We start from the raw sequence: 18,360 nt of genomic DNA on the forward strand, positions 1-18,360 counted from the left end.
AGAAACGATGAATATGCGAAATTTTTAGTTATAAATCGTATTACTCATCACAAAGAATTATAATGTAAAAACACCTCACCGTAAAATTAATTACTGTGAGGTGTTTGGTTTTTATTTAATAACCTGAGTTTAACTCCCAAGCACTTCAGTCTTAGTGAAATTATGATAAGAATTTTTTGTCGAAAACAAGTTTTTATTCTTCTATAATATTCTCAGGTTACTATATGAGTAATAATACTATAGAGTATTATGTCTGAGATACTCTTAATGTATTGACCATTCCTTTTTCTGCAACAGGCATGGCAGCAAGATTAATAAGCATATCTCCTTTCTCGACAAAACCACGTTCCATCGCTAAATTATTCACATCTTCTACCGTCTCATCCGTACTTACATACTTATCATAATAAAATGCTTTTACCCCCCAAAGAAGACTTAATTGCGAGAGTATTCTTTTATTACTTGTAAATGCAAGGATATGTGCATCTGGTCTCCAAGCTGAAATTTGAAAAGCAGTATATCCACTATTGGTTAGTGTACAGATCGCCTTTGCATCAATATCATTAGCCATATGGGCTGCGTGATAGCAGATAGATTTGGTGATAAATCGATTTGTTCTGATATGTGGTGGACTCTGTGGGACCTGTATTAAGTCAGAATCCTCAACACTTTTTATGATCTTAGACATCGTCTCTATAACTTGCACAGGATACTTCCCTACAGATGTTTCTCCGGATAGCATTACAGCATCTGCGCCATCCATTACAGAATTGGCAACATCATTTACTTCTGCACGTGTAGGAGTCAAGCTATCAATCATTGTCTCCATCATCTGTGTAGCAATAATTACAGGGATTCTGGCAGTTTTAGCTTTTAGAACAAGTTTCTTTTGTATCAAAGGGACTTCCTGAGCAGGTATCTCTACTCCTAAGTCACCTCTTGCCACCATAAGACCATCACAATATGCAACGATTTTATCAATATTTTCTACTCCTTCTGGTTTTTCAATTTTAGCAACAATCGGGATTTTATACTCGCTATGCTCTTTGATTAAATCCTGTAAAAGAATCAAATCCTGCGCATGTCTAACAAAAGATAATGCAATCCAATCGACTTCTAGGCTACAGGCAAAAATCGCATCTTTTATATCCTTTTCTGTAAGTGCAGGTAAAGAAATATTTGTATTAGGAAGATTAACTCCTTTTTTGGATTTTAAAGGACCTCCCTGAATTACCTTAGCTTGTACAGTATCTTCACTATTGGTAGATACTACCTCAAAAATTAGCTTTCCATCATCGAGTAATATTCGCTCTCCAGCTTGTACATCTTTAGGAAAACTATCATAATTCATATAAACACGATCAGCAGTCCCTTCAAAAGGTGTTCCGGTTACAAAGCTGATAGTATCGCCATTATTAGCAATTATATCACCTTTCATAACACCTACTCTTAATTTTGGACCTTGTAAATCTGCAAGTATGGCGGCATTATATCCATGTTCATCACTGAGTTCTCGTATTATTTTTACACGTTCTTTTACATCTTCGTAGTCTGCATGTGAAAAATTGATTCTAAATACATTTACGCCTGCATCTAGCATTTTTTTCAATACCTCCTTAGTGCTAGTTGCGGGGCCCAGGGTTGCCACTATTTTGGTTCTTTTACGTTTTGGCATTATTCTAATATTAAGTTGTTCTTCGATTTAAGTTGGCTATAATCTACTGTATAGGCTGTTATAACTTGTGTAATATTGAGAAGCTGAGTGGTTAATGACTTACATGAGAATTCTGAAGTTTCAGCCTCTATTTTTAAAAAATAATCTACATTTTTTAGTTCTGGAATTAGATATTTAGTTGCATACATCCCTTCTATTATCGGAAACAAATCTGTAGTAGCAGAAGCAGTTGATGTATCAATTTTTGTTCTAAACTTGTTTCCCAAAAGACTGTATGTATTATATTTAAAATGATCATGATACTGAAACAACGGAAAATTTGCTGAAACGGTATCGTACTCAAAATTTATATCTTTCTTTTTTCTGAAAAGCTGAAGATTCAAATGTTTGTTAAGTATAAAAGCTAATCGGTAAGAAGCTAATGTGCAATGAATTGCTATTAAATCATAATCATCCTCCGCAATGGTATCTAAAACTAACCGTTGAACCGCCATTATCATCTACATTTTTTCAAAATTATCGAGAAATATACAAATAAAATCTCCTTAGAAGTTTAATAAAACATAAAGATATTATACGAAAACGATTGAGTTAGTATTTTTATATCAATAAACTTGAAGAATCTATAAAAAATGAATTTTCTAAATTCAGTAATTCCTTTTTTAGAAAATGTTATAATAAAAATATATCTGTCTTATTGGGTGTTTATTTTTGACTGTAATGCAAAATAAGCTCGCTTAGAAGATTTTTCTTCTGCTTTTTTCTTAGAAGTCGCCCGCGCTTTTGCTATTACTTTTTCATCAATCCAGAGTTTTACTGCAAAGTGTTTCATTTCATCTTTTCCGGTATCTTCATAGATTTCGAATCTAAAGGCCTTTTTTTCTTTTTGGCACCATTCTATCAATAAACTTTTATAACTAATAATCTGACCTTCGAGACTTTCTATGTCTACATAAGGATTGATAACCGCTTCGTGGATAAACCGTTCGCAATATGCAAAACCTCTATCCAGATAAATGGCACCAATTAATGCTTCAAATAGATTGCCATGGATATTAATACCAAATTGAGATTTAGGAATATTTGTACGAACCAGTTCTATTAATTTCAGGTCTTTTCCTAATTCATTCAGATGCTTTCTGCTTACTACTTTTGCCCTCATTTTAGTAAGGTATCCTTCATTTCCTTCAGGAACTTCTTTAAACAGGTGGGCGGCAATAACACTACTCAGCATAGCATCTCCTAGAAATTCTAGCCTCTCATAATTGACTGCATTCCCTTTTTTATCTGTGAGATTTAGTGATCTATGGGTAAAAGCTTTCTCAAAAGGAGCTATGTTCTTAGGCTTGAAACCCAGAATGTTTTGAATTTTTGTAAAAAAATTCCCGTTCTTTTCAGAGCGGGAACTTAATATGTTGCGAATAACACTCATTATTATTCGTCTAGTTTTTTAAATAATACACAAGCGTTATGACCTCCAAAGCCAAAAGTATTGCTCATTGCATACGTAATGTCACGTTTTTGTGCTTTGTTTAAGGTTAAATTTAACGAAGGATCTATGTTTTCGTCTACAGTAGTATGATTTATTGTAGGGGGAACAATACTATGTTGCATTGCTAAAATAGAAGCAATTGATTCTATAGCTCCTGCTGCACCAAGTAAATGTCCTGTCATAGATTTTGTTGAATTTATATTTATATTAGGTGCGTGATCACCAAAAACTTTAGTAATTGCCTTTAATTCTGCTACGTCTCCCAATGGTGTGGAGGTTCCGTGCGTATTTATGGCATCTACTTGTTCCGGTTGTATACCAGCATCTCTTAAACAATTAAGCATTACACGTTCTACTCCAATCCCATCTGGATGAGGGGCGGTCATGTGATAAGCATCACTAGACATTCCTCCACCTACAACCTCAGCATAGATTTTTGCACCACGCGCTTTAGCGTGTTCATACTCTTCAAGAACAAGTGCTCCTCCTCCTTCTCCCAAGACAAAACCATCTCTGGTCGCATCAAAAGGTCTGGAAGCTGTTTCAGGGCTTTCATTTCTTGTTGATAACGCATGCATAGCATTAAATCCTCCCATACCAGCAATGGTAACTGCGGCTTCGCTTCCCCCTGTAACAATAATATCACAATGATTTAAACGAATATAATTTAGCGCATCTATCATTGCATTGGCAGAAGAAGCACAGGCAGAAACCGTAGTATAATTAGGACCCATAAAACCATTTCTTATAGAAATATGTCCTGGAGCAATATCTGCAATCATTTTAGGAATAAAGAAAGGATTGAAACGAGGTGTTCCATTCCCATTGGCATACCCAAGAACTTCTTCCTGAAAAGTCTCTATTCCGCCGATACCAGCACCCCAGATAACACCTACTCTAAATTTATCAATCTTTTCAAGATCAATAGAAGCATCTTTTATCGCCTCTTCTGAAGAGACAATAGCATACTGTGCAAACTTATCTAGTTTGCGAGCTTCTTTTCTATCAAAATAGTCTGTTGGATTATAATTTTTGACTTCGCAAGCAAATTTAGTCTTGAAATTTTCGGTATTAAAATTAGTAGTGAATGCACAACCGCTTTTGCCATTTATTAATGCATTCCAATATTGATCAATATTATTACCGATCGGGGTTAATGCCCCTAGTCCTGTGACTACAACTCGCTTAAGATTCATATTTTGTTGTGAAGTTATTACTTTGCGTCTTCAATATAAGATATTGCTTGACCAACTGTTGCGATGTTTTCAGCTTGATCATCTGGAATCTGAATATCGAATTCTTTCTCGAATTCCATAATCAATTCTACAGTGTCCAATGAATCAGCTCCCAGATCGTTTGTGAAGCTAGCTTCAGTAACAACCTCATTTTCGTCTACTCCTAATTTGTCAACGATTATCGCTTTTACTCTTGATGCAATGTCTGACATAATGTTTAATTTTAATTTTTAAATTAGGTCGCAAAAATAAAAAACTTTATTTTAAAACCCCACAATCCCATAAAAATGTATTTGTATTTTATCAAATATAACGAAGTATTGCGTTTTTGCTCCCTAAAAATGAATAATAATTATTTTTTTTGTGTTCTATAAATTAACAACTTATCATACTATGAAACGTATCATCATTTTTGCTTCTGGTTCTGGAACCAATGCAGAAAATATAATTAAATACTTTCAAGAAAGAAAAACTGCCGAAGTAACACATGTGTTTTCTAACAACCTGCGTGCCAAAGTGCTAAAACGGGCTCATACCCTTAAAGTAACGGCGCTACACTTTGACAAAGCGTCATTTTATGACACTAATGAGGTGCTAAACATCTTAATTGACGCAAAACCTGACATAATTGTACTTGCGGGGTTCTTGTGGATATTCCCGAAGAAAATCATTGATGCTTTTCCGAATAAGGTTATAAATGTGCATCCAGCATTATTACCCAAGTATGGAGGAAAAGGGATGTATGGGCATTATGTGCACGAGGCTATAGTAAAAAATGGAGAAGCAGAAAGTGGTATTACAATCCATTATGTGAATGAACAATATGATGAAGGTGCTATTATTTTTCAGGCAAAAACTGCCGTACAACCTCATTATACGGCAGATGATGTTGCCAAGGCTATCCATCATTTAGAATATAAACATTTTCCAGTCGTTATAAATGAATTACTGTTTCCGGAAGAAAAAGCCAATTAATAGTGAGTGCTTGATTAGTATTAAAAACCTTTTATTAGTTGATGTTACTCGATATTTTTAAGATTAAGTGGTTTACTCATTTTTTCAATATGGTATTCTGAAAACTTTGTTATTTCAATTCTACTTCATATCGAAGATCAGTAAGATTAAAGCCAGATTTTGTATCAATTATGACTGCGATAAAAGCGTTCCTAAATAAAAAAGAGCAATCCAAATAACAAGTAATAATAAACGATTACACCGAATCATGGGAAAGAAAGAAAAGTTTTATGTAGTTTGGGAAGGGCATACACCTGGCATATATACAAAATGGAGCGATTGTAAAGTAGCTATACACGGATATGCAGGAGCGAAGTTTAAATCATTTGAGTCTTTTGATCTGGCAAGGAATGCCTATAACGGAAACTACGAAGATTATAAAGGAAAAAGTAAATCAAAAACATCGCTGACTCCAGAACAAATTGCAAAAATAGGAGAACCCAACTTGTATTCTATTGCAGTGGATGCAGCTTCAAGCGGTAATCCCGGTATTATGGAGTATAGAGGTGTGGATACACAGACTGAGGAGCAGTTGTTTCATCAAGGTCCTTTTCCGCAAGGAACGAATAATATTGGTGAATTTTTAGCGCTGGTTCATGGGTTGGCATATCTTAAAAAAGAAAATAGTGACAGGATTTTGTATACAGATTCCAGAATTGCTATGGGGTGGGTACAACAAAAAACCTGTAAGACAAAACTTGAGCGAAATGCAAAAAACAAAAAAATGTTTGATCTGGTTGATCGTGCTATCTTATGGTTAAAAAAAAATAAATACACCACCAAAATCGTAAAATGGGAAACCAAAGCCTGGGGTGAAATCCCTGCTGATTTTGGAAGGAAATAACTAACGTTTATATTTAACGTATTTTAACAAGAATAAGCGTAATACTTATTTGATTTTTTCTACTAAACCTCTGTCACATAATACATCAGAGGTTTAATTTTTTAAAAAAAAAGAGTACATGAAAAAGATATGTTATTTCTTTTTGTTGATTCCAATGTTAGTCTTTAGCCAGACGCAATGGAGTCTTTCTAAAGATGCTCAGGGAATTCAGATATGGGTAAGAGATTTTAAGGAAAGTCCATATAAAGAATATAAAGCTACGACCTATGTAAAAACAACACTGGATGATGCAATTAATGAATTATTACAGGCGCCCAAGTATAACAAAAATTGTCAAGAGGGCGTTAGTCACTTAGTAAAAGTAAGTAATCAGGATGAATATATTTTTTATGTAAAAAACGATTTTCCCTGGCCGATCAAGGATAGAGATGTTGTTTCTCAATTAAGTGTTTCCAGAATTTCTGAAAATAAAGTCAAATTATTCATTAAAGCGGCACCAGATGAAGTCCCGGAATTTAAAAATACGCTTAGAATCCAGGAGTTATCAGGATATTGGTTGTTAGAAGAAAAAGAGGGTCTGGTAAAAATTACACAACAATTATATGTAAATCCAGAAGGCTCATTACCTCCTTTTATTACGAATTCATTATTAGTAACGGGTCCGTTTAAAACTTTTTTGACACTTAGAAATATATTAGAAAATCTAAATTCTTAAAGACTGTCTATTGTCTGTCTTAAACAGATTCAATTCCATTTCTGATCTAATATTGCTTATTAAAATTTGCTTTTTATGTTGATATTTCAACATAAAAAGAAGCTGTAGTTATGGATACGCCTTTAGCCTAAGCAAGAAATTGCCGGGTTTTATTTGAGTGTCTTTAAAACAGAATTGATACGATTTATAACTAAAAATTTCGCATATTCATCGTTTCTTTTTCCTTTCTACTTCGTTTAAAAAATAAACCGTAGCTATAGCTATGCTTGATTTTTTTGCCTTGCATAAAGAAAAAATAATTCAATGAATTTATACGAATTTTTTAATCACAAATCGTATGATATAATGTTTCTGAAATGATATTGTTTTTATAAAAAAATAAAGGCTTGTTTGAGTATACTCAAACAAGCCTTTTCAATATAAATCAATACCTGGAAGTTTAGAGCATGTTTAAAAACAATGCAAACTGATTGTCAGTAGTTTGGTGTTCTGACGACACTTCAAATCGATGACATATCGAGATATGTTGCTTATTTGAAGTAAAGTCAAGGTTGTCAAAGTAATGACCAGCAGGTAGAAGGGTTTTTAAACATACTCTTAATTTACCAGTAACTTAAGTGCTTTTCCTCCGCTTATTTTTACTAAATATAATCCAGAAGTTAAGGTGTTCGTATTTATTATTGTAGTAGTTGATGCTGATACTTCTCTTTTTACTAATCTACCATCAATACTATATACTTCAATACTATTATTGTTTTTATTCTCAAGAGTAGATATGGTTACGTCATCTCCTGCATTGACAATAGTAGGATACATCACTGTATCTTCATCTTTTTGAGTATCAATAGATCTGGAATCAGTAACAATTTCCCAGTTAAAAGTTTCCCAGGAGCCGATTGCATTACCTCTTGCATACAGAGCTGTGATATCTTTATTATGAGGAGCTTGTAGCCATTTATTAGAGAACAGGCTTTTAAGAGCTACCTGATTATTTTTTAATGATTTCCATTCAAATTGTGTCCAGCTTCCATCTCCTCCCAAAGCATCTACGATAGCGTTAGCATTATCGCCAAATACACGAATACATTTATTAGATGCTAATGATCTTAATGCGACACCTTTACCTAATGGATGTTTCTCAACTCTAAATTTTTGACCGTTTCCAAAAATTCTATTTTGATTTGCATATAAATCCTGATCTAAACTTCCTACTGCCGAAATGAATCTTTTGTCACCTCCTGATTTTTTTAAGCTAATGACACTACCGATTGGTGCTTCAGTATCGGTTGAAACAGGTCTGATATCCCACTGTGCTTCATCACCAAGTTCAAGATTAGATCGCACTCCATTGCTATCAATAGCGATTGTAAAAATTAATTTTGTAATAGATCCATCTGTAGAAAATACAGATTGACGTTCATTACCACCCGGGAATATCTCAAAATCGTTCCCGTGCTTAATAATGCTCCAAAATGGTAATGTAGCATTTTCTCCATAGTTTATTAAGAAAGGAAATACATTTTGTGGTTGATTTGTAATTACATCAAATTCTGTATATCCAACGTGAGTTTCCATATATTTTTTATTCCCTACATTCTGGATAAAATATGAATATGGAGGGTTAAATGTGATTTTCCATTGCGAATCTTTACTATTACCATTAGTGGTTACAATTCCAGTACCAGTACTGGGAGCAGTTAATTTTTTTCCATTCTTTTTATTGACAATTTCATAAATACCATCTGGAACAACTGCTTTAATCGGGTTTGGTCGTGTAATAGTACGTTGAGAAGGCTTATATCCTTTTATCACGAATCTAGCATTATTTCTTGGTAGTTGTACACGGATACCTTTGTTTTTTAAGAGACCTAATCCAGGATTATCAGTCACTGTAATGTCATTAGAAAGTAATTCTGCATCAATAGGCTCTCTGTCACGAGATTCGTAATAAGCAAAATCAATAGAGTTATTACCAATTGCATTTGCTTTGGTAAAATCATTTCCGGTTATTCTAATATCACTAGTTGCATATGCAGAGATAAAAAAGTTGTAAGAACCAACAATTTTATTGTTTTTAAATTCAATATCTCTAACAGGTTGTAAGTCTCTATCTAATTGAGATATTCTAGTACGCAGATTTACATTAGGTACTTGACAATTAAAGGTGTTGTTTATAACTTTGATGTTATTAGAAAATTCTTCAATATGGACTAAGTCAACGGCTCCTACTCGATCATTAAATGTACAATTTTTGATGGTAAAATTTCTACATCTGGATAGAGCAATTCCGGAGTCATTGATTTTACAGGTGTCAAAAGTTGTATTATTGGTATCCCAAACTACTGGATATTCTGAATTTCCTGCATCATAAGAAACAGCTCTGTCATCAAATCCGATAGTATCTTCAGGGATAATCTCACATCGCTTAAATAAAGCCATAGGAGTTGAGTCTACTCTACCAAATCGATTTGCCCAATATCCTGTTCGGCGATAATTAATAATAGAAGTGTTGATCATTTTGATTCCGATTCCATTACCAGAGTGTACTGAGTAGGCACTACCATTAAGAGTTACATTTTTAAATTCTATTCCTTTATATTGTAATTGAGTTACAGCTTGTGGTACAGGTTCCAAATAAGTAGAATGTCTTGCATCAATAAGGATATCATAAACACCTTCTCCGTGATTTTTGCGTACAAGTGAGATGTTCATAAATTTGATGTTATTAGAACGAAAAGCAAAAGTAGGCACGTTTTTAAAAGAAGTTAGAATACCGGATGATCCAATGCGCATAGGATCAAATCCTCTTGGAGCTTTTCCTTTAATAGTAATAGCTTTGGATATAGTCAAAATATTTAATCCTCTTAAATCTTTTAAGTCATATGAATTACTATTAAATATAATGACATCTCCAGCAGAAGCTTCATCAATGGCTTTCTGTATTTTAAGAAAAACATTTCCATTGTTTCCATATTTAGCGTCAAAATTAATGTTTTTAGCGTGAATTTTAGTGAAGCTCAGCAGGGCTAGCATAAAGAAAAATAATACTGAGGTTGTGGTGTTCTTTTGTTTAAAAGAACGGACATGAAATTTGTTCATAGTTTACGAGTTTGTGTTAGTTATAGAATTTTAAGGGTATTTAATAAGACCCTCAGGGTTTGTGTTAATTATTATTTATTAAAGGATTAAAAAAGTTGTTATACAGCTTCAATTCTTACTATACATCTATTGTAATTGGTATTGACTAAGCTGTTTGTTAGATGTTTTAAACAAGAAAGAATAGTAAAATCAAGGTCTTTTTACCATAATAATACACTACAAGATATATTATATAGTACATAAGAAACGATTTCTCTTTTGTAAAATAGTTAGATATACTTGTAATCCATTTGATACGTAATTTCTTGTGTCTTTCTTTTTTGAGCGTTAGAACTAGTTAAGGAACTAAAATCATCAAGAAATTTTATAAAAACACATAAAATTTAAACCATAAAAATGAATGAAAAGCAGGTAAATAAGATTGGTTTAATAGTTTTTAGGCTACAGTGATTACCATAAATATCCAAATTCAAGAAAGATAAATTTTAACTTGAACTCTGATGAGGTATTGATAAAAATGGTGTTGATGAGGTCGTGTTCTTCTGTTTAGAAGAATTAGAGTAAGAGTTAAGCATAATTTTTGAGTTTGTGTTAGTTAATAAAAATCTTTCGTATAATATTTTATAATAAAATTTGTGTTTAAGTCTAAAAAAATAATATCCTGATTATACATTAAGAATTTCTGATAAAACTTAATGGTGTCAATCATTATGTTTTCGCTAAACAAAGATAAAGAGAGGTAGTTTCTTGTACAAGATAACAGGGAATATTTAACTGACTTTAACACCTTGGCTTGTGATTGATAATATCTTTATTTCATTAATGTACTATTAAACAGAATGATGTTAAATTTTTTGGAATAATACACAAAGTAACAATTATGAGTCTTGTAATGCAAGACTTCATTTTTGATAAATTTGCTTGAAACTAAAGTGTATCTTTGCAAAAAAAATATTATGCTATTATTATGAGTAAATTACTTATTGTAGGTACGGTAGCTTTTGATGCCATCGAAACACCTTTTGGTAAAACAGACAAGATATTAGGAGGTGCCGCAACATATATTGGGCTTTCTGCCGCTAATTTTAATGTTCAATCTGCTATTGTGTCTGTGGTTGGGGAAGATTTTCCTGAAGAATACCTAACCATGCTTCAACATAAAAATATCGATACTTCTGGAGTAGAAATTGTAAAAGGAGGTAAAACTTTTTTCTGGAGCGGACGATACCATAATGATTTAAATTCCAGAGATACATTGGACACTCAATTAAATGTGTTGGCAGATTTTAATCCTGTAGTTCCTGAGACTTATAAAGATGCAGAAATTGTAATGTTAGGAAATTTGCATCCTATCGTCCAACTTAGTGTGTTGGAACAGATGGAATCTACCCCAAAACTGGCTGTTTTGGATACGATGAATTTTTGGATGGATCATGCGTTAGAAGATTTAAAGAAAGTGATTGCCAGAGTAGATGTAATTACTATAAATGATGAAGAAGCCAGGCAATTAAGTGGAGAGTATTCTTTAGTAAAAGCTGCCAGAGCTATCGAAAAAATGGGCCCCAAATATGTAGTGATCAAAAAAGGTGAACACGGGGCATTGTTGTTTTATAAAGATCAAGTTTTCTTTGCTCCAGCCTTACCATTAGAGGAAGTTTTTGATCCTACTGGTGCCGGAGATACGTTTGCAGGAGGTTTTACAGGATTTTTAACAAAAACAGGAGACATTTCTTTTGATAATATGAAAAAAGCAATCATCCATGCTTCTAATCTAGCTTCTTTTTGTGTAGAGAAATTTGGTACAGAACGAATGCAAAATCTAAAACGTGAAGAAGTTCAGAAAAGACTTTTGGAATTCAAAGAATTAACAAAATTTGAAATAGAATTGGCATAATCATAATAGAGTCCTGATTTTTTTGGTACAAGGATTTTTTTAAGAAAGACGATAGAACACAACAATAGAATTTTTGGAATACAATGAGTGATGCTTTAAAACATGAATGCGGAATAGCGTTTATTAGATTACTAAAACCACTAGATTATTATAAGGAGAAATATGGCAGCGCTTTTTATGGTGTAAATAAAATGTATCTAATGATGGAAAAACAGCATAATCGGGGACAAGATGGTGCTGGATTTGCTAGTGTAAAATTAGATACAGCTCCTGGAGAGAGGTATATTAGTAGGGTTCGCTCTTGCGAGTCGCAACCAATTCAGGATATTTTTTCCCAGATCAATGATAGAATTAACAGTAAGCTAGAGAGTCATCCGGAATATTTGGATGACGTATCGTTACAGAAAAAAAATATTCCGTATATAGGAGAAGTACTGATGGGCCATGTACGTTACGGTACATTTGGAAAAAATAGTGTAGAAAGTGTACATCCATTTTTAAGACAAAATAACTGGATGCATCGTAATCTTATTGTAGCGGGTAATTTTAATATGACAAACAATAATGTATTGTTTGATAATTTAGTAAGATTGGGGCAGCATCCTAAAGATAAAGTCGATACCGTTACAGTGATGGAAAAAATCGGACATTTTTTGGATTCTGAAGTAGCAAAACTCTATAAAAAACTGAAAAAAGAAGGTTTTAGTAAGGTCGATGCCTCTCCACAAATCGTCGAAAGATTAAATGTAGCCAAAATTCTTAAAAAATCATCAAGAGATTGGGATGGTGGATACGCCATGGTAGGAATGTTAGGACATGGAGACTCCTTTGTTTTGAGAGATCCTGCAGGAATACGACCTGCTTATTACTATAAGGATGATGAGATTGTTGTCGTTGCATCAGAGAGACCAGTTATCCAGACAGTATTTAATGTTCCTTTTGAGAAAGTAATAGAATTAGATCCGGGAAAAGCAATCATTGTTAAAAAGAATGGAAGTACTTCTATAAGTAAAATTATTGAACCGATAGAGCGAAAAGCGTGTTCTTTTGAGCGGATTTATTTTTCCAGAGGAAGCGATGCAGAGATTTATGAAGAAAGAAAGAAATTAGGAAAACTCCTAATGCCACAGGTATTAAATGAAATTAATCATGATACGGTAAACACCGTTTTTTCTTTTATCCCGAATACTGCAGAAACTTCTTTTTACGGGATGGTTGAAGCAGCTCAGGACGAACTCAATAAACAAAAGAATGAAACGATACTCTCAGAAAAAGATTCATTAACTGATGAGCGATTGACAGAGATTTTATCAGTAAGGCTTCGGACAGAAAAATTAGCTATAAAAGATGCTAAACTTCGCACATTTATTACAGAAGATAGTAGTAGAGATGATCTGGTAGCCCATGTATATGATGTTACCTATGGAGTAGTAAAACCAGAAGATAACCTTGTTATTATAGATGATAGTATTGTAAGAGGGACCACATTAAAGAAGAGTATTATTAAAATGCTTGATAGGCTAAAGCCTAAGAAGATTGTTGTGGTTTCTTCTGCGCCACAAATTAGATATCCGGATTGTTACGGGATTGATATGGCAAGATTAGAAGGATTAATAGCATTTAAAGCAGCGCTGGAGCTGCTCAAAGAAAATGGTAATTATGATCTTGTAGAGCAAGTATATGAGAAATGTAAAGCTCAAGAAAATCTTGAAGATAAAGAAGTTCAGAATTTTGTAAAAGAGATTTATCAAGGGTTTGAAAATCAGGAAATAAGCGATAAGATAGCAGAGCTGCTTAGTGACGAAACAGTGAATGCTGAAGTTAAAATAGTATATCAAACAGTAGATAATTTGCATATAGCTTGCCCTAAAAATTTAGGAGATTGGTACTTTACAGGAGATTACCCGACAGAAGGAGGTAACAGAGTAGTAAATAAGGCTTTTATAAATTTCTACGAAGGTAAAAACGAAAGAGCGTACTAAAAAAATAAAACCTTGTTGTTAAAATTAGTTAATTTGTGTATTTCAACAAATATTTAAGCTTTTCGTCTAAAACATTTTTCCACAATGAAATAACCTTATATATTAGCAGAGCCATAGCATAAGTAGGTTAAGTTCATGGTAGATTTGGGGCAAAAAAAGGTGGATTTTCCACCTTTTTTTATTTTACAATATGTCTAGTTTACATCAAAATAATTATAGACAACTTTTCTTGAGTTTTCTATTTCCTAAAAAAGCGACTACCAAAAATTTAAACATATTTGATTGCTTTTCTTGGATCAAGACCAATTGCTGTGTTTGCACAATTTTTTTTGTCAAATAATAAATATAATCGATCTCGGCTTTTCTATTTCCTAAAGAGACAGCATTAACTTATTCATATTTCTTTCTTTTCTTAAAACAGATATTATACGATTTATAACTAAAAATTTCGCATATTCATCGTTTCTTTTTCCTTTCTACTTCGTTTAAAAAATAAACCGTAGCTATAGCTATGCTTGATTTTTTTGTCTTGTATAAAGAAAAAATAATTCAATGAATTTATGCGAAATTTTTAGTTATAAATCGTATTACCACGGTAAAAAGTTTGATAGCAGGGGAAGTTTTTCGACGTTGCCCGGAGGTGAAAAACAATTATGGGGAGGCGAATTTTAGGGCAAGGGGTATTTTGTTAATACAGTTGGTCGACATGGCACAGAACAAATGATAGCAAAATATGTCAAAAATCAAGGGATTGAAGAAGAGTATAAGGTTTTGAAAAAAGATAATCAGCTAAAATTATTTTAATGCCTAGTGGGCTTGCCCCGAGGATTATTTATTTGTGATTAAGTATTTGGAAAAGCAATGTTTATATTTTTCGTTGCTTTGTCTGTATCCTTTCTACTTTGGGATTTGTATCTATTAGCCTTTTTCTAGCCGTATTTTTACGTTTTTCTGTTTTTGCCGCATTTGATTTTGCTTCGAGTTTAATTAAATTTTTGTATTTGAAATCATTATTGAAATCCTTAGCATCTGCACGATCGTAACGATTATTCCCAAATACAACAAGTGCTTCTCCGTATTTTCCTGTTTTTAATGAACTTCTTCTCTGCCCTTGGTGGTTTTCAATACTCCCAATTTTAATCATCATTTCATGATTTGGACCTTCTACAGATAAACCTCCAACATTCTTTTTCTTCAAACTATTGACGGCTCTTTGTGTTGACCATTGCCCTGTGTTACAGCTTTCTAAGGAGATTTTCCCTTTATATTGATAGTCTTGCTCATTAAGACCGTGTGATGTTAAAACTTCTATAACATTTTTCGCATCATGTGCGGCTTCTTTGTCGATAGGTATCCCGTCATCATTTATTTGAATAATAAATTCTTCAGAATTAGTCACCCATCCAATAAGATTTTCTAGTTTTTTACTGTAGTTAGTTGGGTTTGTCAAATTTTCAAGTGAAATAACAATATCTTTTTGAGCAAACCCTCTACTTTCATTAAATGATTTTTGAACCCCTAATGGTGCTAAGATTTTTTCCTCTATTGCTCCATCTCTTTCCGATAAAGCAATTTGTAGAATTTTTTTAGTTGGTACTGCTAAAAAATCATTATCGTTATCAATTTCTGAGATATTGGAATAACAAGACTCAGAATCTGAGTCGTAATTTGGTATAGGATTTTGCTCTTCCCAAGCTTGTTTTTCTACTAAAATTCTTTTTCCTTTTTCCAATACTTTAAGCAAATCATCTTCGGTTACCGCCTTTATATTATCTACCTGAAACATAACTTCATTATTGGTCTCGGAGAAAAGGGAAATCCTTTTATTATGATCAAAGATAGCAGACTCGTCGCTTTTTAATCTTCGTTTACTTTTTTTCAGCTCTTTTATTGCTTCCTCTAAATCAGTAGTATTTAAAAATTCAGTTGATTTTAACTTTGCAATGTTCTTTAATCCATTTTCTCGATTCTCAAATAGTCTGGTTATCGCTAACGATATAGTGTTTACAGCTTCGAGCATTTCTGTGGCTTTGAGCTTATGTTCGGGTATAGCTTCGTTAACCTGAATAATAGCAGTGTTTGAATCTTTATATGACTTAATAACAGTATCTAATTTTGATCGTGGAGTTAAACGCTGCTCTACGGATTCAATTTCTCTAACAATTTGATCAAAAATCTTTTTTAGAGAATCAAATGTACTTTGATTATGTTTTTCCTTTTCCATGATTATTCAATTTTAATAACTCACCTTACGCAATCAAAGAAGCATTTTTATTCGTTTAAAAAAAAACTGTTGATAAGTGATGTTTTTCTTAATAATTTTAACAATTTTAGCCGTTTTAATTACCAAACCTCTTCAATGAATATTTCGTTAGTTGAATAATTAAGATGATTAAATAAAAATAAATACTTGATATTCATTTAATTAAATTGTTATTATCAATGCATCTTGATTTTAACATAGTATTATGCGTAAGGTGAGTTAATAATTAAATACTTTGATATCAATATTGAAAAGTTATTACTATCATACAGGCTTATCAAAAGTGCTTCTTCAAATATCTGCTAAAGGTAAGCATTCAGCTGAGACAGCAATATATGTAGCTACTTCTTGCAAAGTTTTTTTTTACAAATAATTCCAAATCTCTACCGAACTGATTCGATTTACCTTTGACATGATAATTTCACTGTAAATCGTCAAATAGAAAATCTTATCATATGAAGTCAAATTTTCTAAAAATTACATGTTAAAACTTATTTGTATGCTACTATCTGTAATCATCAAAAGATCAAAATACTACAGGTTTAATTTATGTACCCATTTTGCGACCATTACGCTTTTTTGTTATTATTTTATTTGTAAGTCCCAAGTTTACTTTTGGGCGTTTTTCTTGTCTGCCTCTTGTTCTTTGTAGTTCTTGACTTTGTTGATAATCTACATGCAGTTTTCGTCTATCTTTTTCAAGTTTCTTATCTTTTTTCTCACTTTTTTTCTGTACGTTTTTAATTTTGGACTCTACTTTTTCTTTTTCCTTTTTTGTTTTTTCTAGAATGTTACTGATTAAAGCGCCTGATCCTTTCCAAGTTGGACTTTACGCTACTGCAATAGCATCTCCATGAATCTCAATTTGTTTATTTAAATCCCTTACCTATCTTCCTAAACTAATTTCTTTATCAATTTCGTTCCATCTTTCTCGTGCCATAATTTCCTTTTTAAATTCTTAATGTAATTTATTGATATTTTTTTTGTATCGTTACGATATGAAGCGTTAGCACTATAAAGACCATTCAAATTACCATAATCCCTATATTACTGGTTCAGGTTAATGATATTTTAGCACTGTAATGAACATTATTTATATGCTTATCAGTACCAAGAAGTCGTTTTCAGCAAAAGAAGTCCAGCGTCAGTTAGGTTCATAAGCGCTATGAACCTATCTGGGCGATGATCCACAAGCTAAGAAGTGCCATGGGACTTTGGGACGATGAAATATACATTAAAGGAAGAAATAGAACTGGAGGAATGTTTTTTGAGACAGTCTCTATAACAAGGGATAAATCTGAACCATTAAAACGTGTACGAGGAAGCCAGCGCCAAACCACCGTACTGGTAAGTGTGGAATCTAGAGATGCCGGAGAGAGCCATGATCCTAAAAAACATGGCAAGAAGAAAAAGGTAGGGTATATAAAAATGAAGGCCGTTGAATCTTTGAAAAAGGAATGCATAACCCAGAAGGTTACAAAATCTGTAGAAAAGAACACAAAAATAGAAGCAGACAGATCTACCAGCTATATGGATTTAGAAAAAGACTCTGAAATGGAGTCCAAGGTCATCCCCAAAAAGGATGCTGTAAAGGTGTTGCCTATGGGTGCATACTGCTATAAGCAATGCCATAAGGTTGTTCTTATATGTACACCATAGAAAATAGATGATGATTTTTTACAGAATTATCTCAATGAATTCTGTTATAGGTTCAACAGACGTTACTATAATGACCTCTTCGATAGGCTGATCTCATATAGATGGAATTATCTTGGGAAACCTTACGGATAAGCATGTAACTTATTAATGAAAGTAAGATTTAGATCAATATTACAAGTTTTAAATATACTGTAATACGATTTGTGATTAAAAAATTCGTATAAATTCATTGAATTATTTTTTCTTTATGCAAGGCAAAAAAATCAAGCATAGCTATAGCTACGGTTTATTTTTTAAACGAAGTAGAAAGGAAAAAGAAACGATGAATATGCGAAATTTTTAGTTATAAATCGTATAAATCATAATTTTAATAACATTAGAATAAAAACTAATTAGTACAACTATTAATAAAAGTTGTTTGCTCCAGATTTGGCTACAAATCAAAAAAAGTTTACATATTAAGAAAAAGCCACAAAACATTGTGGCTT

The 18,360-nt window shown here is 32.7% G+C and carries 13 protein-coding genes and 1 pseudogene; 7 read left to right on the top strand and 7 right to left on the bottom strand.

Features of this window, described 5'->3' with window-relative positions; all coding sequences use genetic code 11:
• Positions 1-247: 247 nt before the first annotated feature.
• The 5 genes from pyk to F0000_RS08305 all read right to left on the bottom strand — a co-directional run bounded on the left by pyk (position 248) and on the right by F0000_RS08305 (position 4,614).
• Complete coding sequence (gene pyk / locus F0000_RS08285; RefSeq protein ID WP_149624248.1) at positions 248-1,675, bottom strand: pyruvate kinase; 1,428 nt, start codon at positions 1,673-1,675, stop codon at positions 248-250.
• Positions 1,675-2,169 carry an IPExxxVDY family protein gene (locus F0000_RS08290; RefSeq protein WP_188112054.1) on the bottom strand — a complete coding sequence of 165 codons (495 nt, stop codon included), beginning with the start codon at positions 2,167-2,169 and terminating at the stop codon, positions 1,675-1,677. Before F0000_RS08290 ends, pyk begins: the two co-directional genes overlap by 1 nt.
• 200 nt (positions 2,170-2,369) lie before the next feature.
• Complete coding sequence (rnc, locus tag F0000_RS08295) at positions 2,370-3,107, bottom strand: ribonuclease III (RefSeq protein ID WP_149624250.1); 738 nt, start codon at positions 3,105-3,107, stop codon at positions 2,370-2,372.
• Between the two features lie 2 nt (positions 3,108-3,109).
• Positions 3,110-4,363, bottom strand: a complete 1,254-nt coding sequence (gene fabF / locus F0000_RS08300) for a beta-ketoacyl-ACP synthase II (protein WP_149624251.1) — start codon at positions 4,361-4,363, stop codon at positions 3,110-3,112.
• A gap of 17 nt (positions 4,364-4,380) precedes the next feature.
• Positions 4,381-4,614 (bottom strand): acyl carrier protein, encoded by a 234-nt coding sequence (locus tag F0000_RS08305; RefSeq protein WP_027394586.1) that lies wholly within the window; start codon positions 4,612-4,614, stop codon positions 4,381-4,383.
• A 181-nt stretch (positions 4,615-4,795) separates the two neighbouring features.
• Between F0000_RS08305 and F0000_RS08310 the strand changes: the two genes are divergently transcribed.
• The 3 genes from F0000_RS08310 to F0000_RS08320 all read left to right on the top strand — a co-directional run bounded on the left by F0000_RS08310 (position 4,796) and on the right by F0000_RS08320 (position 6,975).
• A complete protein-coding gene (locus F0000_RS08310) occupies positions 4,796-5,377 on the top strand; it encodes a phosphoribosylglycinamide formyltransferase (protein WP_149624252.1) in 582 nt (193 codons plus the stop codon).
• Between the two features lie 247 nt (positions 5,378-5,624).
• On the top strand, positions 5,625-6,260 hold the full coding sequence (locus tag F0000_RS08315) for a viroplasmin family protein (RefSeq protein WP_149624253.1): 636 nt from the start codon (positions 5,625-5,627) through the stop codon (positions 6,258-6,260).
• Between the two features lie 118 nt (positions 6,261-6,378).
• Positions 6,379-6,975 carry an START domain-containing protein gene (locus F0000_RS08320; protein WP_149624254.1) on the top strand — a complete coding sequence of 199 codons (597 nt, stop codon included), beginning with the start codon at positions 6,379-6,381 and terminating at the stop codon, positions 6,973-6,975.
• Positions 6,976-7,572: 597 nt separating this feature from the next.
• Here F0000_RS08320 and F0000_RS08325 read toward each other — a convergent pair.
• Positions 7,573-10,074, bottom strand: a complete 2,502-nt coding sequence (locus F0000_RS08325; RefSeq protein ID WP_149624255.1) for a T9SS type A sorting domain-containing protein — start codon at positions 10,072-10,074, stop codon at positions 7,573-7,575.
• A 967-nt stretch (positions 10,075-11,041) separates the two neighbouring features.
• Between F0000_RS08325 and F0000_RS08330 the strand changes: the two genes are divergently transcribed.
• The 3 genes and pseudogenes from F0000_RS08330 to F0000_RS28235 form a co-directional block, all read left to right on the top strand.
• Positions 11,042-11,968, top strand: a complete 927-nt coding sequence (locus tag F0000_RS08330; protein ID WP_149624256.1) for a PfkB family carbohydrate kinase — start codon at positions 11,042-11,044, stop codon at positions 11,966-11,968.
• An 83-nt stretch (positions 11,969-12,051) separates the two neighbouring features.
• Positions 12,052-13,950: an amidophosphoribosyltransferase gene (locus F0000_RS08335; protein ID WP_149624257.1), complete on the top strand. Its 1,899-nt coding sequence runs from the start codon at positions 12,052-12,054 to the stop codon at positions 13,948-13,950.
• 586 nt (positions 13,951-14,536) lie between these two features.
• Positions 14,537-14,754 (top strand): annotated as a pseudogene (locus F0000_RS28235) (transposase); the annotation flags it as partial.
• 61 nt (positions 14,755-14,815) lie between these two features.
• Here F0000_RS28235 and F0000_RS08340 read toward each other — a convergent pair.
• Positions 14,816-16,174, bottom strand: a complete 1,359-nt coding sequence (locus tag F0000_RS08340; protein WP_149624258.1) for a hypothetical protein — start codon at positions 16,172-16,174, stop codon at positions 14,816-14,818.
• A 1,221-nt stretch (positions 16,175-17,395) separates the two neighbouring features.
• Between F0000_RS08340 and F0000_RS08345 the strand changes: the two genes are divergently transcribed.
• Positions 17,396-17,872: a transposase gene (locus F0000_RS08345; protein WP_149624259.1), complete on the top strand. Its 477-nt coding sequence runs from the start codon at positions 17,396-17,398 to the stop codon at positions 17,870-17,872.
• Positions 17,873-18,360: the final 488 nt, after the last annotated feature.

Source organism: Aquimarina sp. RZ0 (genome assembly GCF_008370685.1).
Taxonomy (GTDB): Bacteria; Bacteroidota; Bacteroidia; order Flavobacteriales; family Flavobacteriaceae; genus Aquimarina.